Annotated in this window: 16 protein-coding genes; 14 read left to right on the top strand and 2 right to left on the bottom strand. The window is 44.9% G+C overall.

What is annotated here, in order from left to right; genetic code table 11:
- The first annotated feature begins 29 nt into the window (after positions 1-29).
- On the top strand, positions 30-92 hold the full coding sequence (locus ACMA1I_RS19890) for a hypothetical protein (protein ID WP_414703948.1): 63 nt from the start codon (positions 30-32) through the stop codon (positions 90-92).
- Positions 93-593: 501 nt separating this feature from the next.
- Here ACMA1I_RS19890 and ACMA1I_RS19885 read toward each other — a convergent pair.
- Positions 594-929 (bottom strand): transposase, encoded by a 336-nt coding sequence (locus ACMA1I_RS19885; protein WP_337070230.1) that lies wholly within the window; start codon positions 927-929, stop codon positions 594-596.
- Between the two features lie 63 nt (positions 930-992).
- Between ACMA1I_RS19885 and ACMA1I_RS19880 the strand changes: the two genes are divergently transcribed.
- Positions 993-2,140, top strand: a protein-coding gene (locus ACMA1I_RS19880; protein WP_337070229.1) for an IS3 family transposase whose coding sequence is annotated in 2 segments (ribosomal slippage) — positions 993-1,254 and positions 1,254-2,140 — 1,149 coding nt in all. Because the reading frame shifts where the segments join, the coding sequence is not laid out codon by codon here.
- 114 nt (positions 2,141-2,254) lie between these two features.
- On the opposite strand, the gene ACMA1I_RS19875 is transcribed toward ACMA1I_RS19880, so the two are convergent.
- The gene (locus ACMA1I_RS19875; protein ID WP_337070228.1) at positions 2,255-3,499 is read right to left on the bottom strand and encodes an ROK family protein; all 1,245 of its coding nucleotides are present in this window, start codon (positions 3,497-3,499) and stop codon (positions 2,255-2,257) included.
- A gap of 207 nt (positions 3,500-3,706) precedes the next feature.
- Here ACMA1I_RS19875 and ACMA1I_RS19870 point away from each other — a divergent pair, with 207 nt between their 5' ends.
- From ACMA1I_RS19870 to ACMA1I_RS19815, 12 genes are all read left to right on the top strand, one after another.
- Positions 3,707-5,866, top strand: a complete 2,160-nt coding sequence (locus ACMA1I_RS19870) for a hypothetical protein (RefSeq protein ID WP_337070227.1) — start codon at positions 3,707-3,709, stop codon at positions 5,864-5,866.
- Positions 5,867-5,951: 85 nt separating this feature from the next.
- Complete coding sequence (locus tag ACMA1I_RS19865; protein ID WP_337070226.1) at positions 5,952-7,181, top strand: DUF5689 domain-containing protein; 1,230 nt, start codon at positions 5,952-5,954, stop codon at positions 7,179-7,181.
- 49 nt (positions 7,182-7,230) lie between these two features.
- Complete coding sequence (locus tag ACMA1I_RS19860) at positions 7,231-10,473, top strand: TonB-dependent receptor (RefSeq protein ID WP_337070225.1); 3,243 nt, start codon at positions 7,231-7,233, stop codon at positions 10,471-10,473.
- 8 nt (positions 10,474-10,481) lie between these two features.
- Positions 10,482-12,254 (top strand): RagB/SusD family nutrient uptake outer membrane protein, encoded by a 1,773-nt coding sequence (locus tag ACMA1I_RS19855; protein WP_337070224.1) that lies wholly within the window; start codon positions 10,482-10,484, stop codon positions 12,252-12,254.
- A 220-nt stretch (positions 12,255-12,474) separates the two neighbouring features.
- Positions 12,475-13,194 carry an endonuclease/exonuclease/phosphatase family protein gene (locus ACMA1I_RS19850; protein ID WP_337070223.1) on the top strand — a complete coding sequence of 240 codons (720 nt, stop codon included), beginning with the start codon at positions 12,475-12,477 and terminating at the stop codon, positions 13,192-13,194.
- 510 nt (positions 13,195-13,704) lie between these two features.
- Entirely contained in the window at positions 13,705-14,901 is a 1,197-nt protein-coding gene (locus ACMA1I_RS19845) for an AGE family epimerase/isomerase (protein ID WP_337070222.1), read from the top strand.
- 117 nt (positions 14,902-15,018) lie between these two features.
- Positions 15,019-16,278 carry a sugar MFS transporter gene (locus ACMA1I_RS19840; protein WP_337070221.1) on the top strand — a complete coding sequence of 420 codons (1,260 nt, stop codon included), beginning with the start codon at positions 15,019-15,021 and terminating at the stop codon, positions 16,276-16,278.
- A 446-nt stretch (positions 16,279-16,724) separates the two neighbouring features.
- Entirely contained in the window at positions 16,725-17,912 is a 1,188-nt protein-coding gene (locus tag ACMA1I_RS19835; protein WP_337070220.1) for a D-arabinono-1,4-lactone oxidase, read from the top strand.
- Positions 17,909-18,298, top strand: a complete 390-nt coding sequence (locus ACMA1I_RS19830) for a sensory rhodopsin transducer (protein ID WP_337070219.1) — start codon at positions 17,909-17,911, stop codon at positions 18,296-18,298. The genes ACMA1I_RS19835 and ACMA1I_RS19830 overlap by 4 nt, the downstream gene beginning before the upstream one ends.
- Positions 18,299-18,311: 13 nt before the next feature.
- Positions 18,312-18,809, top strand: a complete 498-nt coding sequence (locus ACMA1I_RS19825) for a DUF2721 domain-containing protein (RefSeq protein WP_337070218.1) — start codon at positions 18,312-18,314, stop codon at positions 18,807-18,809.
- Between the two features lie 133 nt (positions 18,810-18,942).
- A complete protein-coding gene (locus ACMA1I_RS19820) occupies positions 18,943-19,827 on the top strand; it encodes a DMT family transporter (RefSeq protein WP_337070217.1) in 885 nt (294 codons plus the stop codon).
- 337 nt (positions 19,828-20,164) lie between these two features.
- Positions 20,165-20,719 (top strand): hypothetical protein, encoded by a 555-nt coding sequence (locus tag ACMA1I_RS19815; protein ID WP_337070216.1) that lies wholly within the window; start codon positions 20,165-20,167, stop codon positions 20,717-20,719.
- Positions 20,720-20,841: the final 122 nt, after the last annotated feature.

Raw genomic sequence — 20,841 nt, 5'->3', positions numbered from 1 at the left:
TCTATAACCGGAAAAGGAGGCATTCAGCTCTGGGCTACATGACTCCTTGCCAGTATGAAAACCTCCTATACAATCAAACAGTGGCTGCCTGAAAAAAGTCTCCAGTAAAACATTGCAATTCCAGCCGACGATCTTACGGCTGTAAGCATCGGTGATCAGACTCAGATAGGCAAAGCCTTCCTCCAGGTGAATATAGGTGATGTCGCTCACCCACAGCTGCCCGGCTGCTTTGGGCACAAAACCGACAGTCAGGTTCTCGTACTTGTGTAGCCAGTGACCAGAGAAAGTAGTCTGAGGCTTCGAGCGCCGTCGCTTCCTGACTAGCAGATCGCGCTCGCGCAGAAGCTCGAAGAAAGCGTCTCGGCCTATTTCAATGCCATGGGCTACCATAAAAGGTGACATCACCACCAGCAGCTTGCGCGCACCCAGCCGCTTCTGCGTGCGACGGATTCGTAATACTTCTTGCACAAGCAAGTCCTCCTGCAGCGCTTGTTGCTGCCTGGTTTTGAGATGCTGGTAGTACGCCTGTCTACTGTAACCAAACAAGCGGCAAAGCACTCCAACTGCTTGGAAGGGCGTTCTTTGCTCCACTCTCAAGATTGCTTGGTACCAGACTTTTTTAGGATGGGGGTTCCGAGCTCCTCCTCGGCTATAAGGATCGCCTCCTGCAGGGCTTGGTTGTAGAGTCTGGCTTTGCGCAGCTCAGATTGCAGGGTCTCGACATCGGTCGGCAGCTTGTCTGTGGGCAGTTCCCGCAGCAGCCTGGCTCTTCTGATTTTGTGTGGTTTTTTCATGCGCCCTTGGTACTCCTTTACCCAACGGTGCAGGCTACGGTAATCAACACCACATCTATCGGCCACTTCTCGATAGCTCTGCCCGGAGGTGAGATACTCAGCTACAATACGTTCTCTTAATGCTTTGTCCTTCATATTCGTTGACTTTTTTGTCAACCTATTTCAGGACTAGACAGGTTATACATTTAAACTGCAAAGATGAAGAAAACACGATTCACCGAGAGCCAGATCATCAAGGCCTTCAAAGAGCACGAGGGAGGCCGGAAGGCAGAGGATATTTGCCGGGAGCTGAATGTCAGCCGGGCCACCTTCTACCGGTGGAAGAGCCAGTACGGGGGCATGGAGGCCTCGGAGGTGAAGCGCCTCAAAGAGTTGGAGGAAGAGAATGCCCGGCTCAAAAAGATGTTCGCGGACCTGAGCCTTAACCATGAGATACTCAAGGAGGTCATCACAAAAAAAGGCTGGGGCCCTGGCAGCAAAGGCAACTGACCGAGGAGATCATCTCGGACTACGGCCTAAGTGTTGCCAGGGCCTGCCGACTCACCGGCCTTGCCCGCTCCCAGTTCTATTACAGGAGCCGCAAGGATGACGCCGAGGTGATAGCCGCCCTGCAGGAACTGGCCGCCGCCCACCCTACCTACGGTTTTCGAAAACTGCTGGCTTACCTGAGGCGGGCCGGCAAGGCGTGGAACCACAAGCGGGTGTACCGGGTCTACAAGCTGCTCCAGCTCAATAAGAAGAGAAGGGGCAGACGCAGGCTGCCGGCACGGGTGAAGCAGCCGCTGGTAAAGCAGGCGGAGCTCAATCTTAGCTGGAGCATGGACTTCATGAGTGACAGCCTGGCCTCAGGCAACAGGTTCAGGACCCTCAATGTGATAGACGACTGCAACCGGGAAGCACTGGCCATAGAGGTGGCCACTTCCATTTCCTCCAAAAGGGTCATCCGGACGCTGGAGCAGCTCATCGACTGGCGCGGCAGGCCAGCAGCCATCCGGGTGGACAACGGGCCGGAGTTCACCAGCGCCGATTTCACCAGCTGGTGCAGGGAGAAAGAGATCGGCCTGCATTACACTCAGCCCGGCAAGCCGATGCAGAATGGTTACATCGAACGCCTCAACGGGAGCTACCGGAGGGACATACTGGATGCTTACCTGTTCCTCGAGTTGGAGGAGGTCAGGGAGCTAACGGAGCAGTGGATGGAGGAATACAACACCAGAAGGCCGCATGAAGCGCTGGGCAACCTGACGCCGAGCGAATGGCCGCTAAAGAGCAGCAGTGGAAATATGGAAAACTGCTCCCCTGACACAAGGCCTGCACAGCAAGTTTACCACATTACCACTTCATAGTGGTGGGAGTAGAAAACATTGAGAAAAGTCTCATTTATACTGTCCGAAAAATGGGGTACTTACATAAGCCAGTTAGTCAACGTGGGTTGCTACAGTTGACGTAAGAAAGGTCGTTTAATGAATAGACAAAACTTTGTCCCTAGCCAGTAAACAGGCTCCCATAATGCCTGCTTTTTTACCAAGTTTGGACATCCTTACTTCTGTATCAGTATTTACCAGGCTCAAGGAGTATTTGTTAATGGCAGATTTTATTGGGAGCCTGATATAGGCATCTGTTTCTGCCAGTGACCCACCTAAAATTATTAACTCCGGATTAAACAGGTTCATGATGGCAGCTATTCCCCGGCCAATCTTTTCGCCTGCATCCGAAATAATCTCTATAGCGAGCATGTCGTCATTTAGAGCCGCATGAATTATATGCTGTAGATTTATTTTTTTTATGTCATTAACCCAATTAGTGAGTATGCTCGTGGCTCCTTGATTTAGCCTTTTCTTGAATTGCTCGGTAATAGCAAGTCCAGAAGCTTCTGTTTCCAAACAGCCTTTCTTGCCGCAATGGCAAATGATATCATTAGGTAGTATTGGTATATGTCCGAACTCACCTGCAAATCCGGATTTGCCATAATACAGTTTGCCATCGATCATGATACCCATTCCGATTCCCTCATCAATGTTGATGAAAAGCACATCTTGCTCTGATGTGACAATGCCATTGTAAAATTCGCCAAAAGCCATTCCACGGGTGTCGTTTTCCAGATAGGTGTGGATGCCAATTCTATTCTTGATGATTTCGCTGAGAGGCTCCTGGTGTAAATGGAAAAAACTGTAGCTGTAGCCTGTTTTATGGTTTACCCTTCCAGAGATATTCACACATGCAGCTAAGATTTTATCTTTGGGAACACTGGTTGATTTTATAAATTCTTCGATAATGAAGCATAACTGATCAAGAGACTCATTGGAATTCTCTAAATGAAAAGAAACATCCAGGTCAATTTTTAGAAACTTTTCCGAAAAATCCATCAATCCAATGTTGATAGACTCTCTTTTAACTTCCACCCCGATAAAATGAGCTGAGGAGGCCTCTAAGCCATAGGTATTAGGCTTTCTGCCAATTCCAGCATTGCTTTTCCCAAAATCACGAACCAAGCCTTCTGTCATGAGCTCCAAAATAAGTTCGTTTATTTTGGGGGTACTAACATTTAGTTGTCTGCCTAAATCAGCTAAAGTAGAATTCCCTTTGCTCGATAAGATTTCTAATACTTGTTTTTTCAACAAGGTATTTTTATAAGAAACTCCACTCATTTCTTCCTGCTGCAACTCCTGCATAAGGGCTCCTTTTAATCCTTTTGTGTTCGACATTCCTTTTAGCTTATACACACCGACAAAGATATATTTCTAATTGAAGTTTTAATCATAACATAAAGATAATAAGGGAAAATATTTAAGTAAATTTTGAAAACATACTTTTGTTGAAATAAAAAATTAATAACTGCCTGCTACTTATTAAAAAAAATTAAAAACTATAGGTGGTATATATTCTGATATTTAACAGGTTGAATCAAAATAATGAATTGTAAAGTCTCATTTATTGTAGGATTGCTTTTATTCTTCTTTTTCCAACAAGCTTTAGGGGAGAGTAATCTAAAACGTCAACGTCTATTAGTAGCTGCATCGGGTGATAACGATATCGTGAAGCAACTGCTGAAAAATCACGTCAATTTTCAGTTGTTTCAGCACCCAGATGAAGCAATAAGAATGGCCAGTAAAAACGATGCTGTGCTTTTGCTTGCCGAATCTTATCCGGCTAAACGCTTGCTACTCGCGGAGAAGTCTTTTAAAGAGATCAGAAGGAAAAAACTGAAAGTGTTTCTGGAATATCCTGCCACTCTTCCGGGCGTAGAGCTTTCGCAAGAAACCAAGCTAATAAAGTTAGAGAGGGGAGTGGTTACAACTTCTTTAATTTCCGGTCTTGATTCTCTTGAGCTACTAGGTGTGAATGACCACCGCTTTATACCCTTACAAACTTCAGAAAGTCCGCTCATTATACTGGGTAAAGTAGCAGGATACGACAAAGCAGATTATGGCATTCAGGATATTGAGGCTTACCCGTTATTGTTCAGGCATCAGGGGCTTTTGGTCAGTTCAACAAAGTTAAGCGATGCCATTACTTCCAGGTTTGGGCCTGCCTCTTCTTGGGCCAAAGTGTGGGAGTTTATTTTGCAGGACTTGCTTCCAAAAAGAAATATTAAACTGGACAGTTGGTCGCAGGATGTAAGCCCTGCCTACACACAAAAGCAGGCACTTCCGGAAAACGCCTTTGAGCAATCTATTCTTAAAGGTGCAGATTGGTTTTACAATGCGCGCTTATTTATACACCCATCCTGGCAAGGGGTTTTTGAGGAAAGAACCTCCAAAAATGGGATAGAAGTGGTGCATCCGCCTATAGGCACGGATTATCCTGTTGGTGATGGTAGATTAGGAATATTGGAAGGACATGCCTCTTTTATTCAGGCAGATGGGTCGCAACCCTACCGTTGGTGGCTCCGGGCAGACTGTCAGGCGGAGGTGGCTTTTGCACTTAGTTCTTCGGCAAATATGACCGGCAAAGCTGAATATAAGGAGACTGCCCAAAATTTATTGCATCACCTGTACAAGGTGTCTAATCTGCGGTCTGGGGAGAGAAATGATGCGCAAAGCCCATCGTTCGGGTTAATTGGCTGGGCCACCACAGATCCTGACGCTTACTACGGTGATGATAATGCGCGCGCATTGTTAGCTACCATTGGCGCTTCCGCTAATCTAAATACAGATGACTGGGATGCCTATTTAATAGAAGGTATACTGGGTAATTTCAGAACAGCTGGCAAAAACGGTTTCAGGGGCCCTTGGTTCAGAGATGCAGCCATGCAGAAAACCGACTGGCAAACCCTAGGCAGCCGCGAAATTGTAAATGTTCATCCTCACTATGAATCCTGGCTCTGGGCTTGCTACCTCTGGCTTTACGATAAAACAGGTTATACGCCTCTTTTGCAAAAGGCCAAAGATGCCATTGCCATTACCATGCGCAAGCACCCCGACTGGAAATGGACAAATGGTATTCAGCAGGAATATGCACGAATGTTATTGCCTTTGGCTTGGCTTGTGCGTGTGGAGGATGCTGCTGAGCATAGGCAGTGGTTGGCAACAGTAGCGGATAAACTGCTGGAGGATTTGCACGAGAGCGGGGCAATCAGGGAAAGACTTGGAAAAGAAGGTTTGGGAAGATATGGTCGTATCGCCTCTAACAAGGAGTATGGCTCAAAAGAAGCTCCGCTTATATCGGAGTATGGCGACCCGGCAACAGATTTACTATACACCTTAAATTTTGCCTCCTTCTCCCTAAACGAGGCTGCCGCTGCAACCGATAATCCGGCCTACAAAGCCGCATCCAATAAAATAGCTGATTTTCTGGTACGAGTTCAAGTTAAGAGTCCTGCGCATAAAGATTTAGATGGTGCCTGGTTCAGGGCCTTTGACTATGCCCGTTGGGATTATTGGGCGTCGAATGCAGATTCTGGCTGGGGACCTTGGGGCACTCTGACCGGCTGGACACAAAGCTGGATTATCAACAGCCTCATCCTTACAAAAGATAATCAAAACTTCTGGGATAATACGAGCGCGCACTATAAAGGCAATAGTCAGTTCAAGCATTTGGCAACTGACAAAATCAACACAATGCTCAAATAAAGTCAGTCTGTGGAAAATTGTTCAAGCCTTTCTGGAATGGTAAAAGAAAACAATCACATCAATTAAAACATAACCATATATCCAAATGTCTAAACTCCTTACTTCTAAAGAAATGATAAAAACGATTTTAAGCCGTGGGCTAGTAGTTATTCTGCTGCTATCAACTTGGGCTTGTAACAAAAATGAAGACTCAGCTCCTGTACCGTTGTCTAAACCACAAAATATTACAAGTTTAAGAAAAGTGCAGCAGTCTGATGATTTAAAGTTTGGTGCTACAGCCATTAAAGGTGTGGTGGTATCTGATGTGGCTGGCGGCAATATGGAAGCAGGGGTAATGGCATTGCAGGAAGAAGGAAAAGATGCTGCTATTATTCTGGAGGTATCGGCAAGCTCTGGCTTCGTGAAGGGCGACGAAGTAACGCTTAATTTGGAAGGAGCCACTTTGGCTAACAAGAATGGAGAATTAGTGATTTCTAATTTAAGTACAACTGCTATAGAGAAAACAGGAAGGTCTGTGGACATTACTCCAAAAACAACCACTCTTTCTGATATTGTAGTGAATGCCGAATACTGGGGACCTATACTCGCAAAGGTCTCTGATGTTAGCCTGAGTGGTGGAACGCAAGGGAAGTTCCAAGGTGAGGTTGTGTTAAGAGACGGAGTAGGGGCCATTTACTCTATGCTCCAACCTAATACTGTTTTCTCTGATATAGACATACCGGCCATTGCTAATTCCTATACAGGTATCATAAGAATAAAGGGTGACAAGTTTTATATCAATCCTAGAAACACTGACGATATACTTGGAGGGATGATAGAAGTGCTGGAGGATTTTGAAGACGCCACTAACACAAGCTATGATGTGAAAGAACTGAGCTTTAAGACTGGTGTCTGGACCATAGATGGAGCCATAACGGCTGCTACTGCTGCAGACATGAAAAACGGAGCACAAAGCCTGCGTGTACAAGGTACAGTAGGAAACGATAAGCGAAATGGTATTATAAGTATGAATTTTGACCTTCAGGGAGTAAAATCCTTGAGAGTATCTCACGGCATTTATCCGGCAAGCGCTGAAGTTGCCAATATGAATCCGACTACACTTGATGTGGAGATCTCCAGAGACGGCGGAAAAACTTACACCTTCCTGCAGCAACTTACCATTAATGTGCAATCGCAAACCCTTATTACAGATGAGGTAGCTGTAAATGCTGGTGCGAACGAGGAGGTAAGGTTCAGATTTGTGAACTCGTCAACTCCATTTGCTAACAATAACAGGCCCCGCATTAACATGGACGATGTGGTGTTCCAATTTTAATGATTTAGTATTTAGGCAAACCATTCCCACTGAAAGTTAGCAATACATCATGATACAGTTTTTTAAATTTTCTGTTGTCCTCATCATGCTGCTATGCATGAGCGCAGCCCAGGAAAGCATAGGCAGAAGCGTGCAGGCACAAGAGACATGGCGCCTCACAGGAACGGTCGTCTCTCAGGATCGGGAGCCGCTTCCGGGTGTGAGTGTTCATGTAGAAGGCACTCAAGTAGCGACAGCAACTGATCCGGAAGGTAAGTTTTCGCTACTGGTTCCTCAGTCTCCCGGGGTACTTGTCTTCTCCTTTCTCGGAACAAACACACAGCGTGTTTCCTATCAAGCACCTGGAGAGATGAATGTAACATTGACAGACAAAGCTCATTCATTGGATGATGTGATTGTGGTCGGTTACGGAACCCAGAAAAAGGAGAATCTGACGGGGGCGGTTGATCAGGTTTCAGCCGATGTTTTTATGAATCGTCCTATTACCAACTTGTCGCAAGGCTTACAAGGCGTCCTGCCAAATTTAAATCTGACGCCGGCCGACGGTAAGCCTACGCAATCACCGGCATTTAATATTAGGGGAGCAACATCTATTGGGCAAGGCGGCAACGCGTTGGTGCTGATTGATGGGGTAGAAGGAAATCCTGCCTTGCTTAACCCCCACGATATAGAAACGGTCTCTGTGTTAAAGGACGCTGCTTCTGCAAGTGTATATGGGGCGAGAGGTGCATTTGGGGTAGTGTTGATTACCACGAAAAAACCTGCCAAAGATAAAACAAGTGTTACCTATACCACTAACTTCGCTATCAAAAAGCCCACTGTTATCCCTGACTTTGTTACAGATGGTTATCAATGGGCAACGATGTTCAATGAGGCGTTTTCTAGTTGGAACAACTACGCCAGCACACCGCAAAATGTAAACAAAACATTGCAGTTTTCACCAGCTTACCTGGCTGAACTTGAACGCAGATCCAAGGATCCTTCTCTGCCTAAAGTAGAGGTAGATCCGGTTACCGGTGAGTATGTTTATTATGAAAATACAAACTGGCTTGATGAACTCTATAAAAAGAATACCTATTCTATGGAGCATAACCTTGCTTTCTCAGGTAGTGGGGAAAAGACTAGCTTTTATGTAACGGGTAGATACCTGAACCAACCAGGAATTTTCAAACACAATTCCGACGACTACAAAATGTATAATTTCAGGGCTAAAGGAGCACTGGATGTGTTTTCATGGTTGACTCTTGAGAATAACACAGACTTCTCTAATGTACAATACCACAATCCGCTGAATGTTGGAGAGGGTGGGGGCATTTGGCGAAATATGGTTGCAGAAGGGCCTCCAATGGCACCTATGTTCAACCCTGACGGTACGCTTACGCATTCAGCAGCTTTTACAGTGGGAGACTTCTGGTATGGCAGGAACGGAATGGATTCTGATCGGAGGTTGCTTCGGAATACAACAAGCTTTTCTGCCAGATTTTTTGAGGACAAATTTCGGTTGAAAGGCGATTTTACCTTTCAAAACCTGGATGATAATGAAAAAAGAATTCGTGTGCCTGTACCTTACAGCCGGATGCCAGGAGTAGTACAACATGTTGGCCTTAATACAAATGACCTGCGCGAGATTTACAGAGAAACACAGTACATAGCTTCTAACTTATATGGAGAATATCAGAACACTTTTAAGGATGTTCATCGCCTAAAGGCAATGGCCGGATTTAATTATGAATTGAGCACTTCGAAAAGAGTAGGAGCACAGAGAAATGGATTGATCTATGAAAATGCGGATGACCTGAATCTAGCTCTAGGACAGTCTATCATAACAACGGGTGGATGGGAGCAGTGGAACATAATGGGTGGATTTTACCGGTTGAATTATGATTTCAAAGATCGGTATCTGCTGGAGGTGAACGGCCGTTACGATGGTTCTTCTAAGTTTCCTGAAAACGAAAGATTTGCCTTCTTTCCTTCCGTTTCTGCCGGCTGGAGAATCTCCTCAGAACCTTTCTGGTTTGTACCCGAGAACATCGTCTCTGATTTTAAACTGAGAGCTTCCTACGGCTCCCTGGGAAATGGCAATATTAGATCCTATGTTTTTCAGGAACAACTTTCAGTTGGTCAGCTCGGTAGAATCCTGAATGGGGTAAGACCACAGTATACCAACAATCCTTCCGTTATTCCTTTTGGCCTGACCTGGGAAACGGCCACTACACAGAACATTGGTATTGATTTGTCGCTACTTGGCAACAGGCTGAGTATTGTAGGTGATGCCTATATCCGCAAAACCACTGATATGTTTACACCTGGTGTTAGACTACCTGCAGTTTTTGGGGCTGCCACACCGCGAGGGAACTATGCCGACCTGGAAACAAAGGGATGGGAACTGTCTGTAAGTTGGCGCGACCAATTTACCATTGGTGCTAAACCTTTCAATTACGATGTAAGGGCCATTGTGTCGGATCATACATCTACTATTCTGAAATACAATAACCCGGATAAGAGGCTGAACGACTTTTATGAGGGCCAACGTATTGGTGAAATGTGGGGCTTTGAAACAGCTGGATTCTTTACTTCCAGTGAAGACGTAAGGCGATCGGCGGATCAAAGTCTGTTTAATACTACGGCCACAGGTGTTTGGCGACCTGGTGATATTAAGTTTGCTGATCTTAATAACGATGGGGTAATCGACTTTGGTGAGAATACTGTAGATTCTCCAGGTGACAGAAAGATTATCGGTAATTCAGAACCAAGGTATAGATTTGGGCTAAACCTGGGCGCAGACTGGAGTAACTTTTTCTTTAGCGCATTTTTCCAGGGGGTGGGTAAACAAGACTGGTACCCAAGTAGGGGAGCCAACACTTTCTGGGGGCAGTATAATGCACCCTATGGTCATCCTCCTAAGTCACAAATTGGCAACATCTGGTCAGAAGATAACCCAGAGGCCTACTTCCCAAGATATACAGGATATCTTGCCTGGACAGGAGGTGGTACTTTGCGGGAGACACAAACCAGGTATTTACAGAATATAGCCTATGTACGCTTAAAGAACATTCAGTTCGGGTATAACCTTCCGCAAGCAGTTGCTTCCAGATTAAAGGCTAACTCTGCCCAAGTATATGTGTCTGGTGAGAACCTGTTTACTTACTCGCCATTGCATAAAATTACCAGGGATATAGATGTTGAGAATACAGGTGCCTCTGATCAGGATCTGGATTCTACTAACCATGGCGATGGATTCAATTATCCGATGTTAAAAAGCTATTCTATAGGGCTGTCTATTACATTCTGAAGTTAAAAATGATGAAGCGAATTTATATTATATTCCTACTGTCTTTCAGCTTATTTTCCTGTGAAAAGCTTGATCAGGCACCTCGGTCAACAGTCGGGAAAGATGCGATTTTTGTAAGTGAGAATGGGCTGGCGCTCTACTCAAACTCCTTTTACAACATACTTCCCACAGCTTCTGATATTGTGCGTGGAGATGCCATGTCTGATTACATTGCCAGGAAAGAGGTGCCTGATTTTATTAGACCAGGTGCTTATGGGCCGAGGCAAAGTACTGGCTGGAACTGGGACGCACTAAGAAACATCAATTACTTTATTCAAAACAACAACAAAAGCTCTATTCCGGAAGAAACCAGGAACCATTATATGGGTATTGCCAGATTCTTTAGAGCCTGGTTCTACTTTGATAAAGTGAAAAGGTTTGGGGATGTGCCCTGGATAAATAAACCGTTTGATGTAAACGACACAGACTTGTTCAATGGCAGAGATCCTCGGAAATTGGTCATGGATTCGGTTCTGCAAGACCTGGACTTTGCGATTAAACATATTCGGACAACGAATGATGGCACGAGATCCATGATCACCAAACCGGTTGCCTATGCATTTAAGTCCAGGGTTTGCCTTTTCGAAGGTACTTTCAGGAAATATCATACTTCTTATAACCTAAGCAGCACAGCAGATGAATGGTTGACCCAGGCCGCAAATGCCGCAAATGCCGTAATGGAGGATTATTCTTACTCCCTTCATACAAGTGGGAGTGGTGCTCAGGCATACAGACAGCTCTTTGTTAGTAAATCGCCGGTCACCAATGAGGTATTGCTAGCTAATGTGTATGATGATAATTTGGCACTGTACCATGACGCTAACTGGTACTGGACCAGTGCCACCTATGGTGACAGGGCAAATTTTACCCGAAGCTTTATAAATACCTACCTGAACCTGGATGGCACCCCATTCACGAATAATGCTCAGTATGAAACAATGGAATTTAGTGAGGAGGTTAAAAACAGGGATTTAAGGTTAAGCCAGACAATCAGGACAAAAGGGTACACCAGAATAAATGGTGGTACTGTAGTCGCTTCTCCTCCTGTGTTTTCCTACACCTATACTGGCTATCAACCTATTAAATGGACCCTTGACGATATGTTTTATGACAGTGGCAGCCGGAATGACAATATACTTCCTGTGATCAGGTATGGTGAGGTTTTATTGAATTATGCTGAGGCTAAAGCTGAATTGGGAACTTTGAATGATCTTGACTGGAGCCAAACCATAGGTGCTTTAAGGCGAAGAGCCGGAATTGTAAATGGTACTTCCACAATGCCAACAGCAGTTGACCCTTATTTACAGCGGGAGTATTTTCCTGAAATCAACAACCCGGCACTACTTGAAGTACGCAGAGAAAGAGGTATAGAGCTGGCGCTTGAAGGATTTAGGTTCTATGATCTGGTGCGTTGGAATAAAGGCAAACTGCTGGAAAAGGTATGGAATGGGATGTATGTTCCAAGTTTAGATACTCCTTTAGATTTAAATGAGGATGGTGTTTTGGATGTCGTGTTTTTTAAGACCATGCCCGGCACGCCGATACCCGGAGTAACTTACATTAACGTCTCTGAGAATATCAATGGAAGGCCTAACCCTCTGGTGCTTTCTCAGGGTGACAGAGGTGAGATTATCTGGTTAAATACCATTCCCAGAACCTGGAACGATAGATTCTATCTGTACCCAATACCTGAGGCAGAGCGGTTAATTAACCCTGCACTTGGTCAAAATCCGGGCTGGTAGAAAGCAGCGCAATGCATTATTGCCAATCTGTTCCCTATTCTTACCATTGTGGCGATATTGAATGAAATAGAGGGAGATGGTTTTCATCAATTTATTTAAAGTTTATTTTCAGCTTATGAATTTAAAGTGCTTGGCAGGTTTTTTTGCCCTACTCTTGCTGCTTTCGTGCAAGACTTCTTCAGAAGGAACGCCTGAGCCCCAAAAGCGGACGATTAAGGTCATGTCTTACAATATACATATTGGCAACCCGCCTTCTAAGCCAGCAGGAGAAGTAGATTTAATTGCCACAGCAAAGGCTATTAATGGGGAAAAACCTGATTTAGTTGCGCTTCAGGAAGTAGATGTACATACAAACAGGTCTGGCAAAAGTTTGCACCAGGCGCAGGAACTGGCTAAGTTAACGGGTATGCACTATTTCTTCGCAAAAGCAATTGACAGATCTGGAGGAGATTACGGGGTCGCCTTGTTATCCCGCTTTCCTATTCTTTCTTCTTCGGTTCATTCTTTGCCTGTAGAAGATGGTTCAGGTGCTGAACTGCGTGCTGCCGGCATCATAGAAATTGAATTTGCTAAGGGGCAGAAAATGGTGTTTGTGGCAACGCATTTAGACCACCTGACAGATCAAAACAGGGAATTGCAAACCAGAGAGCTAATGAGGGTGCTTGGCCCCTTGGCACAGCATCCGATTGTTATAGGAGGTGATTTTAATATGAATCCTAAAAACAAAAACTGGAGTTTGTATGAGGAAGAGTTCACGATGGGGTGCGGCAACATCTGTCCGCCTACTTTTCCGGCAGGAAGGCCGATAACTACAATTGATTACATCCTGTTGAACAAGGTAGCAGCTTCTATGTTTACTGTAAAAGATTATTACACCGTTCCGGAACGCTATGCCTCAGACCACTTGCCACTGGTCGCTGTACTTGAATATAATCTCTAGACTTTTCAGACAATATACCGAGCTTTTTTAAAAAGCTCGGTACCCTCTTTTTGGGTGCTGTGTCAAATATATAACTCTAATGGCCTGACGAATCTATCTGAATATTTTTAGGTCTGCTTCTCTATAGCCAAAATGGAAAAAGTGAGCAGAATTGTTCAGAAATAGGAACATCATTTAAGCTTGATGGTGACAGGAGCAATAGTGCGAGCTGTAGCTGACATAGCACTGCAGATAAACTGCTATACCTGAAACTATCCGGATTAGGAGGTTAAACGACTACTCTTTAAAATGGCCGGTCCAATTGATGATGGCTCTGATGGACTTATAAAAGGCATCGCCCTTAGAACATCAAATCCTGCTAAAACACAAAGCTCATTTGTTTTTGTGGTTAGATAGTAAAATTTGTTTAACCAAGCTGACACGGCTCCAACTATTTCTTCTCCTTTAAATCATCAGCTTTTATCAAGGCAATTGGATAAGCCTTACATGTTTAATTAAATTCTAAATGAAATGAATAGCACTGAATACGCAGAACTGTACAAGTCCAATCTTTTAAATGACGTTATTCCTTTTTGGATGCAGCACTCTGCGGATGCGGAAAATGGAGGTTTTTTTACGTGTTTAGATAGAGAAGGGCGCGTTTATGATACCGATAAGTTTATGTGGCTGCAGTGCAGGCAGGTATGGACTTTTTCAATGCTTTACAATGCAAGAGGGGTACAGCCGTGGTTGGATTTTGCTATTCAGGGAGCTGAATTCCTGAAGAATAAGGGGCGTAACGATCGTAAAGAATGGTACTTTTCTCTCACTAAAGAAGGGGAACCTTTAACGCAGGCCTATAATATTTTCTCTGACTGTTTTGCAACCATGGCATTTGCACAGCTTAGCAAGGCAACAGACGACCACGAGTACGCTCAGATTGCTATAGAAACTTTCAACAAGATATTACAACGTCAGGAGAACCCTAAAGGTAGTTTCTCAAAAACCTATCCGGGTACCCGCAACCTGCAAGGGTTTTCGCTACCCATGATCATGTGCAATTTAGTGCTGGAGGTAGAGCATTTACTTGATCCTGAAGTGGTAGAGCAGACCATTGCCAAAGGAGTAAAGGCTGTGATGAAAACATTTTATCAACCAGAACTGGGCGTGATACTGGAAAATGTAGACATGGAAGGGCGTTTTTCTGATTCCTTTGAGGGCAGGTTGGTTAATCCAGGGCATGGATTGGAAGCAATGTGGTTTATGATGGACATAGCCGAGCGAACAAATAACTCAAGCTTAATACACCAATGTGTAGATATTGTGCTTTCTACCCTGGAGTTTGGCTGGGACAAGGAGCATGGGGGGATTTTTTACTTTTTGGACATCAAGGGCAACCCTCCTCAGCAATTGGAGTGGGATCAGAAGCTATGGTGGGTGCATATCGAAGCCATGGTTGCAGCACTCAAAGGGTACTTGCACACAGGCAATAAAAAATGCTGGGATTGGTTTGAGAAACTTCATCAATATACCTGGGACCACTTTGTAGATCAGGAGCATGGTGAATGGTTTGGTTACCTGAACAGATACGGCGAAGTATTACTCCCCTTGAAAGGAGGAAAATGGAAGGGCTGTTTTCACGTGCCCCGGGGCTTGTATCAGCTATGGCAAACAATGGAAAAAATTGAAAAGAGAAAAATTGTTGGTGTTGCAGAAAAGTTAAATTGACGTAATTGCCCCTTGGCTAGTTTTGCTAAATTTTTCTTTGTAAGAGCATTTTCATTACAATAATTTGGCAACATTTCAATAATTCTATTCTATGTTACACAAGCAAGAGTTTAAACTATGGCTATGTTACCTTTAAAAAACCAGTTAGAGGTAACGCAGGAGGCTACACATAAAAGAAAGTACGGGTCAGCTTTATGTACGTTAGCGGTGTTGTACTTTATGATGGGGTTTATTACTGTTTTAAATGATACCCTGGTACCTTTCTTTAAGCAAGGGTTTACCCTTACTTACTCAAAGTCATCGCTGGTGCAATTTTACTTTTTCCTAACCTATGGCTTACTGTCTATTCCTTCAGGGAAAGTAGTGGAAAAAATTGGGTACAAAAATGGAATGGTGGCGGGTTTCTTAGTTGCAGGATTAGGTGCTTTTCTGTTCCTGCCTGCATCCTGGTACCATCAGTATGAGCTATTTTTAGTAGCATTGTTTGTAGTTGCCACAGGTATAGTCTTATTACAGGTTGCCGCTAATCCATATATAACTGCATTAGGGTCTCCTGAAACCGCTGCCTCCCGACTGTCACTCATCCAAGGTGTAGGATCAATTGGGACGACAGTGGCGCCAGTCTTTGGGGCTCATTTTATTCTTTCTCGGTTACAGGAATCAAATGAGTCAAGCGATGCTTTAGTAAAACCATATTTGGTAATCAGCCTCACTTTGTTGTTAATCGGTATTGTAGTGTTCCGTATGGCATTACCCAAAATAAATGCTACTACAAGCAGTGAGGAAAAAATAGCAGAAAAGCCGCCATCTATCTTTAGCTACAGAAACCTGAATTATGGTATTATTGCCCTGTTTATGTATGTAGGAGCGGAAGTCGCTATAGGTTCTTTCTTAACAAATTACATTGCAGATACTCTTTTAATAGAGGAACATGCTGCCAATCTGTACTTGTCAGTTTATTGGGGCGGTATGCTCATTGGTAGGTTTGTAGGTGCATATGTGTTAAAGCTCTTACAGCCCTCCAAAGTATTGGCAGTAGTTGCCGCCATCTCTGCATCATTAGTATTAACATCCATCATGTCAACAGGATATCTGGCAGTTTGGACGTTGGTATTAGTTGGATTGTGCAATTCTATCATGTTTGCTGTTATATTTTCATTAGCAGTAAACGGGCTTGGGCGATCTACTTCAAAGGCTTCCGGATTGCTGTCAACCGCAATTGTAGGTGGGGCCGTACTAACGTATGCCCAAGGTATTTTAATAGATCACTTTTCTTGGGAGGTAGCGTTTATCGTTCCTTTATGCTGCTATATTTATATTATTTTCTATGGATTAAGTGGATACAAACCTTATGATAATGTCAAAACTCGGCAATAGTAGAGTTAATTGGATCCAGATCTTTTGCCAAAGTTGACTTAGGTTATTAGGTTAAGTATTCTTGTTTAGTAGGTGCCTATATAATTTTGTAGTAAGGCAGTTTTGAGGTAGGAGCTGTAGCTTTGACAGCAGATTATAAATATAATTGCCACTAAATAAAATCAACACCTCTTATTTCTTTCGTATGGTTTGAAGTATGAACTAAATCAAAATTTTCTCCTGAATTAAATTATTCTAATAAAATTGGACTTCCAGAGCTTTTTTCAACCTTATAAGAGCTCGGACTAGCTGATATGTATTAGTCCCAGACCGTAATTCTCTTCCACCTTCCACCTAAGTCCTTAGTGATATAACCTTTGCCTGCAGCCTTTGGTGCGCCGATTCTTAACCTTCAGACCCATTTTTGGGTTTAAGGAAACTTATATTGTTAATTCAAGAGCTTCTGCATGGCGAAAATATGGGAAAACTGGTCTGGCAGCGTCAAATTCGAGCCGGAGAGAATAGAAAAACCAGCTTCTGAAGAAGAAGTAGCTCAGTTTATTCAGCAAGCGATTGCACAGCAAAAGCAGCCTAGAATAGTAGGGGCAGGTCATTCTTCTGTTCCTTTGGTTGAAACTCAGCATATCCTTATTTCACAGGAAAAACTGAAAGGGATCGTTGGCCACGATAGCGACACCTGCAGGGTAGATATTTTGCCAGGCACCAGCATTGCAGAAGCTGGCGAAGGCTTAATTAAGCTGGACCTGAGCATGCACAACACCGGCGATGTAGACATGCAATCTGTGGGAGGCGCTTTTGGAACCGGCACACACGGCTCCGGCCTTAAACTTCAGAACCTTTCGGGAATGATGGTAGGTTGCAGGCTGGTAGATGGGAGTGGGGAAACCAGATCGTTTACGATGGAAGAGCATCCGGATACCATGCGGGCAGCCAAAGTATCGTTGGGAGCCTTGGGCTTTTTTACACAGCTTAGCATACAGGCAGAGCCGGCCAGGCAGTATGTCAGAAGAGAATTTTGCGCCCACGTAGATGAAAGCATGGAGCACTTGCAGCACCTGATAACCGACAACCGCATGTTCGACATGTATTGGTACCCACGCAACGACATGACCAAACTGCGAATCTGTAATCAGGTAGGCGAAGGCATGCAGGATATTTCTTTCGGAGAGCGCACTAAAAACGACGAAGGCTGGCTGTATGAAGTGCTACCCCAGTTCCGCGACCTGAAGTACGAAGAAATGGAATACGCCATTCCCTTAGAGGCTGGCCCCGAATGTTTTGCCGAAGTCCGCAAGCGAATTAAAGCAAAACACCGGCACTATGTAGGCTGGCGGGTTTTGTACCGCACCATTGCCGCCGACGATGCCTACCTGAGTCCCTTCTACGGCAGAGACTCTGTTACCATTGCCCTCCTGCAGAACAGCGAACTAGAGTACCAAAAATATTTCGACGATATGGAGCCGATCTTCAGAGACTTTGGAGGGAGGCCACACTGGGGTAAAAAACACTCACTGCAAGCAAAGCAACTGCAGGCGCTGTATCCTAAATGGGATGCTTTTCTGAAAGTTAGAAAGCAGCTTGACCCCGATGGCTTATTTCTGAACGGCTACTTAAAAAAGATTCTGGGCATATGAAAAACAGGCAATACGGGAAAAAGAACTGGGCATTTGCCGGAGGCATTATACCAGTAAATAGCACCGGAGAGGAGCCGGAGTATGTCAGCAAAGATGTGCTTTCTATTCTGAACACTTCCCCTACAGAAGCTACTGTGAACATCACCTTCTACTACACCGATTCCGATCCGGTTGGAGTATACGAGATAAAGGTACAGCCACAGCGCATCAGGATGTTCAACATAAACGACCTGATAGATCCGCAGGCAGTGCCGCTGGGAGTGCCCTACGGTGGGGTGCTGGAAAGCGATGTACCGGTGGTGGTACAGCTCACTCGGCAACATACCGGTCAGGAAGCCCTGGCCTTAATGGGAATAAGCGTGTATCAGGCAGATGGAGCTAACTGACTTCGCCACCAATATGTCGACATTAACGGTGTTATCTGCTATGATAACGCCGGTTGTGTTGATTCTGGCCACCGGGCAACTGATCCTGACTACTTCGCAAAGGTTGGCCAGGAGTATAGAGCGGGCCCGAAAGCTCTCGGAGCAGTTTGAGGAATTGATGAAGAAAAAGCCCAGCGAAATCAATACTGAAAAAAAAGAACTGCTCTACAAACTGTTGTACCGTGCCGCTTACCGCTCTCGTAAACTGCAGCAGACCATCAGCTTGCTCTATATTGCTTTGTCTGTGTTTGTGGCGACCAGCGTTACCATTGGTTTGCTGGAGGCTATTGGGTACATGGCCTTGTGGGTGCCGGTTGCGCTGGGGCTTTTCGGATCGGTGTTTCTATTTTATGCTACCATTTTGCTGATAGCTGAAACGCGCATGGCCCTGGGAGCTGTGGACCTTGAAATGAATTACCTGATCCGAAACTACAGTGCAGGCATGCCCCCTCAGCCTCAGGAAGATGAATAAAATCCTGAAAACTATTTAAGCTCTCATTTTTTTCCGGTCTATTTAAAGCAGAACTTTACTCCTGTTCCAGCCAGTCAGTTGGTGAGGTTGCGCTGAATTTTGTACAATTATTTGTCTCGTTGCCCGCATACGCATGTTTTCTAAAGGTGTCAGGTATATGTTGTTGTCCACGCTGTTCTTCTCGCTGATGAACGTGTGCGTGAAGTCGCTGGCGCATATTCCGGCCGCTGAAGTTATCCTGTTCCGCTCTATTGTGTCTCTGGTGATGAGTTATGTGGTGCTGCGGAAGGCGCGTGTGCCGGTGCTGGGTTCTAACTACAAATGGCTTATAGCACGGGGAGCAACAGGTGCCGCAGCGTTATTGCTGTTCTTTAACACGCTGCAGAACATACCGTTGGCCACTGCGGCTACCGTGCAATACATGTCCCCGATTTTTACAGCTATTCTGGGTATCTTTCTGGTAAAGGAGCAGGTAAAGCCCTGGCAATGGGTGTTTTTCCTGCTATCGTTTGCCGGTATTTTAGTCATAAACGGAGTGGAAGTGAACGTAGACAGTTTCTACCTCTGGATCGGAGTACTCAGTTCTGTTTTTTCGGGCCTGGCTTATACCATTATTCGCAAAATTAATACACAGGAACATCCGCTGGTTATTATGTTTTACTTCCCGCTGGTTTCGCTTCCGGTGGTGGGAGTGTATTGCATGTTCAGGTGGGTAAACCCTGTTGGATGGGACTGGCTCATGCTGTTGCTGGTCGGCATCCTGACGCAACTGGGGCAGTATTACATGACCATGTCGTACCAGGCAGAGGAAATTTCTAAGGTTGCCAACCTCAATTACATCGGCATGTTGTACGCCCTGGTACTCGGCTATATTCTCTTCGATGAGCAGTTCAGCCTGCTGACTTACTGGGGCATGGCGCTGGTATTGCTGGGTGTTATTCTGAACATCCGCTACAAGTCACGGCAAAACAAGCTACAACTCAAAGCTTCCGAATCCGGAAACACATCCGATACTTAATAGCGTGAGAGAGGCTGACCCGGCAATACAATTATGCTAATGAAATTACCCTTCCGGAGCCTGTTTGTATTGAAATGATCTAAGGTCTTTCTTCTCATAAAGTAGCACAGGTAAAATAGTGTCATCTAAATTCAATATTTTATCAGCTAATATTTTAATTTTTCGTACATTTAAGCATTGGTGCTGTCGTTAATTTTCGCAGCGCCAATGGCCTACTTTATCATGTGCTGGAAACAAGCTCCGTACCTTGTACTGCCCAACCAGATGTTATGATCTTGCGCATCAGCCGGTTAAGGCTTGCGAAACTTTCACCTGAATTTTCAAAACACTAAAAGCCATGGTTAACAAGATTTTATCTTACCTGTATCAGTTTCGTGGCGATGGCCAGTTTCATGATTTAACTCCCCTGATTAACGAAAACCGTAACGATTTATCAGAAGTAGAAGTGGACGAAATGGCGCTTGATGGCTTAATTGAAACCCACCACGAGTCTGCCTTTGATGAGCCGCACATAACTGGCGCCGACAAACCTTTTCTGGCCCGCATAACCGACAAAGGCATTTTTTACCTGGAGGGCGATCAGAAGTTCTTATCTATAATCGAAGCCATTGAGCACCAACGACTACTGCACTTTGTGTACACCCATACCAACGGCAAGCGAGAAGACATACTGCTGGCGCCCTACGTTTACGGCCGCGATACTGAAGACAGACCTGTGGTGTGGGGAGTGCTGCCAGGCTCAGACCGCGAACACCACCGTTTTCTGCTAGAGCACGCTATTATAGCCGACAGTCCCCTGGAAACATTTGAGGTGGACCGGGAAATGAAGCTGAGCCAGCCAAGAGACCTGGAAGTAATAGCTCAGGTGCAATACAGCACCGGCCACTCTTAGTCCCGCTAAGGGCATAATTTTCTGTTAATTCATTTTTTTCGACAACTGCAGCCCGCTCCGGTGCCTGCAGCAGATCCGCCATGGCCTTTTTCCTCATGAAACACCACCATAACCCTAGTGCC

It is taken from the genome of Pontibacter sp. 13R65 (assembly GCF_047525655.1).
Taxonomy (GTDB): Bacteria; Bacteroidota; Bacteroidia; order Cytophagales; family Hymenobacteraceae; genus Pontibacter.
The sequence above is the reverse complement of the archived record's forward strand: the minus strand, read 5'-3'. Positions and strand labels throughout refer to the sequence as shown.

Coding starts and splice junctions, on each gene's coding strand:
- ACMA1I_RS19885 (WP_337070230.1), bottom strand. CDS start 929: ATGAAGGACAAAGCATTAAGAGAACGTATTGTAGCTGAGTATCTCACC.
- ACMA1I_RS19875 (WP_337070228.1), bottom strand. CDS start 3,499: ATGTCGAACACAAAAGGATTAAAAGGAGCCCTTATGCAGGAGTTGCAG.
- ACMA1I_RS19870 (WP_337070227.1), top strand. CDS start 3,707: ATGAATTGTAAAGTCTCATTTATTGTAGGATTGCTTTTATTCTTCTTT.
- ACMA1I_RS19865 (WP_337070226.1), top strand. CDS start 5,952: ATGTCTAAACTCCTTACTTCTAAAGAAATGATAAAAACGATTTTAAGC.
- ACMA1I_RS19860 (WP_337070225.1), top strand. CDS start 7,231: ATGATACAGTTTTTTAAATTTTCTGTTGTCCTCATCATGCTGCTATGC.
- ACMA1I_RS19855 (WP_337070224.1), top strand. CDS start 10,482: ATGATGAAGCGAATTTATATTATATTCCTACTGTCTTTCAGCTTATTT.
- ACMA1I_RS19850 (WP_337070223.1), top strand. CDS start 12,475: ATGTCTTACAATATACATATTGGCAACCCGCCTTCTAAGCCAGCAGGA.
- ACMA1I_RS19845 (WP_337070222.1), top strand. CDS start 13,705: ATGAATAGCACTGAATACGCAGAACTGTACAAGTCCAATCTTTTAAAT.
- ACMA1I_RS19840 (WP_337070221.1), top strand. CDS start 15,019: ATGGCTATGTTACCTTTAAAAAACCAGTTAGAGGTAACGCAGGAGGCT.
- ACMA1I_RS19835 (WP_337070220.1), top strand. CDS start 16,725: ATGGCGAAAATATGGGAAAACTGGTCTGGCAGCGTCAAATTCGAGCCG.
- ACMA1I_RS19830 (WP_337070219.1), top strand. CDS start 17,909: ATGAAAAACAGGCAATACGGGAAAAAGAACTGGGCATTTGCCGGAGGC.
- ACMA1I_RS19825 (WP_337070218.1), top strand. CDS start 18,312: ATGTCGACATTAACGGTGTTATCTGCTATGATAACGCCGGTTGTGTTG.
- ACMA1I_RS19820 (WP_337070217.1), top strand. CDS start 18,943: ATGTTTTCTAAAGGTGTCAGGTATATGTTGTTGTCCACGCTGTTCTTC.
- ACMA1I_RS19815 (WP_337070216.1), top strand. CDS start 20,165: ATGGTTAACAAGATTTTATCTTACCTGTATCAGTTTCGTGGCGATGGC.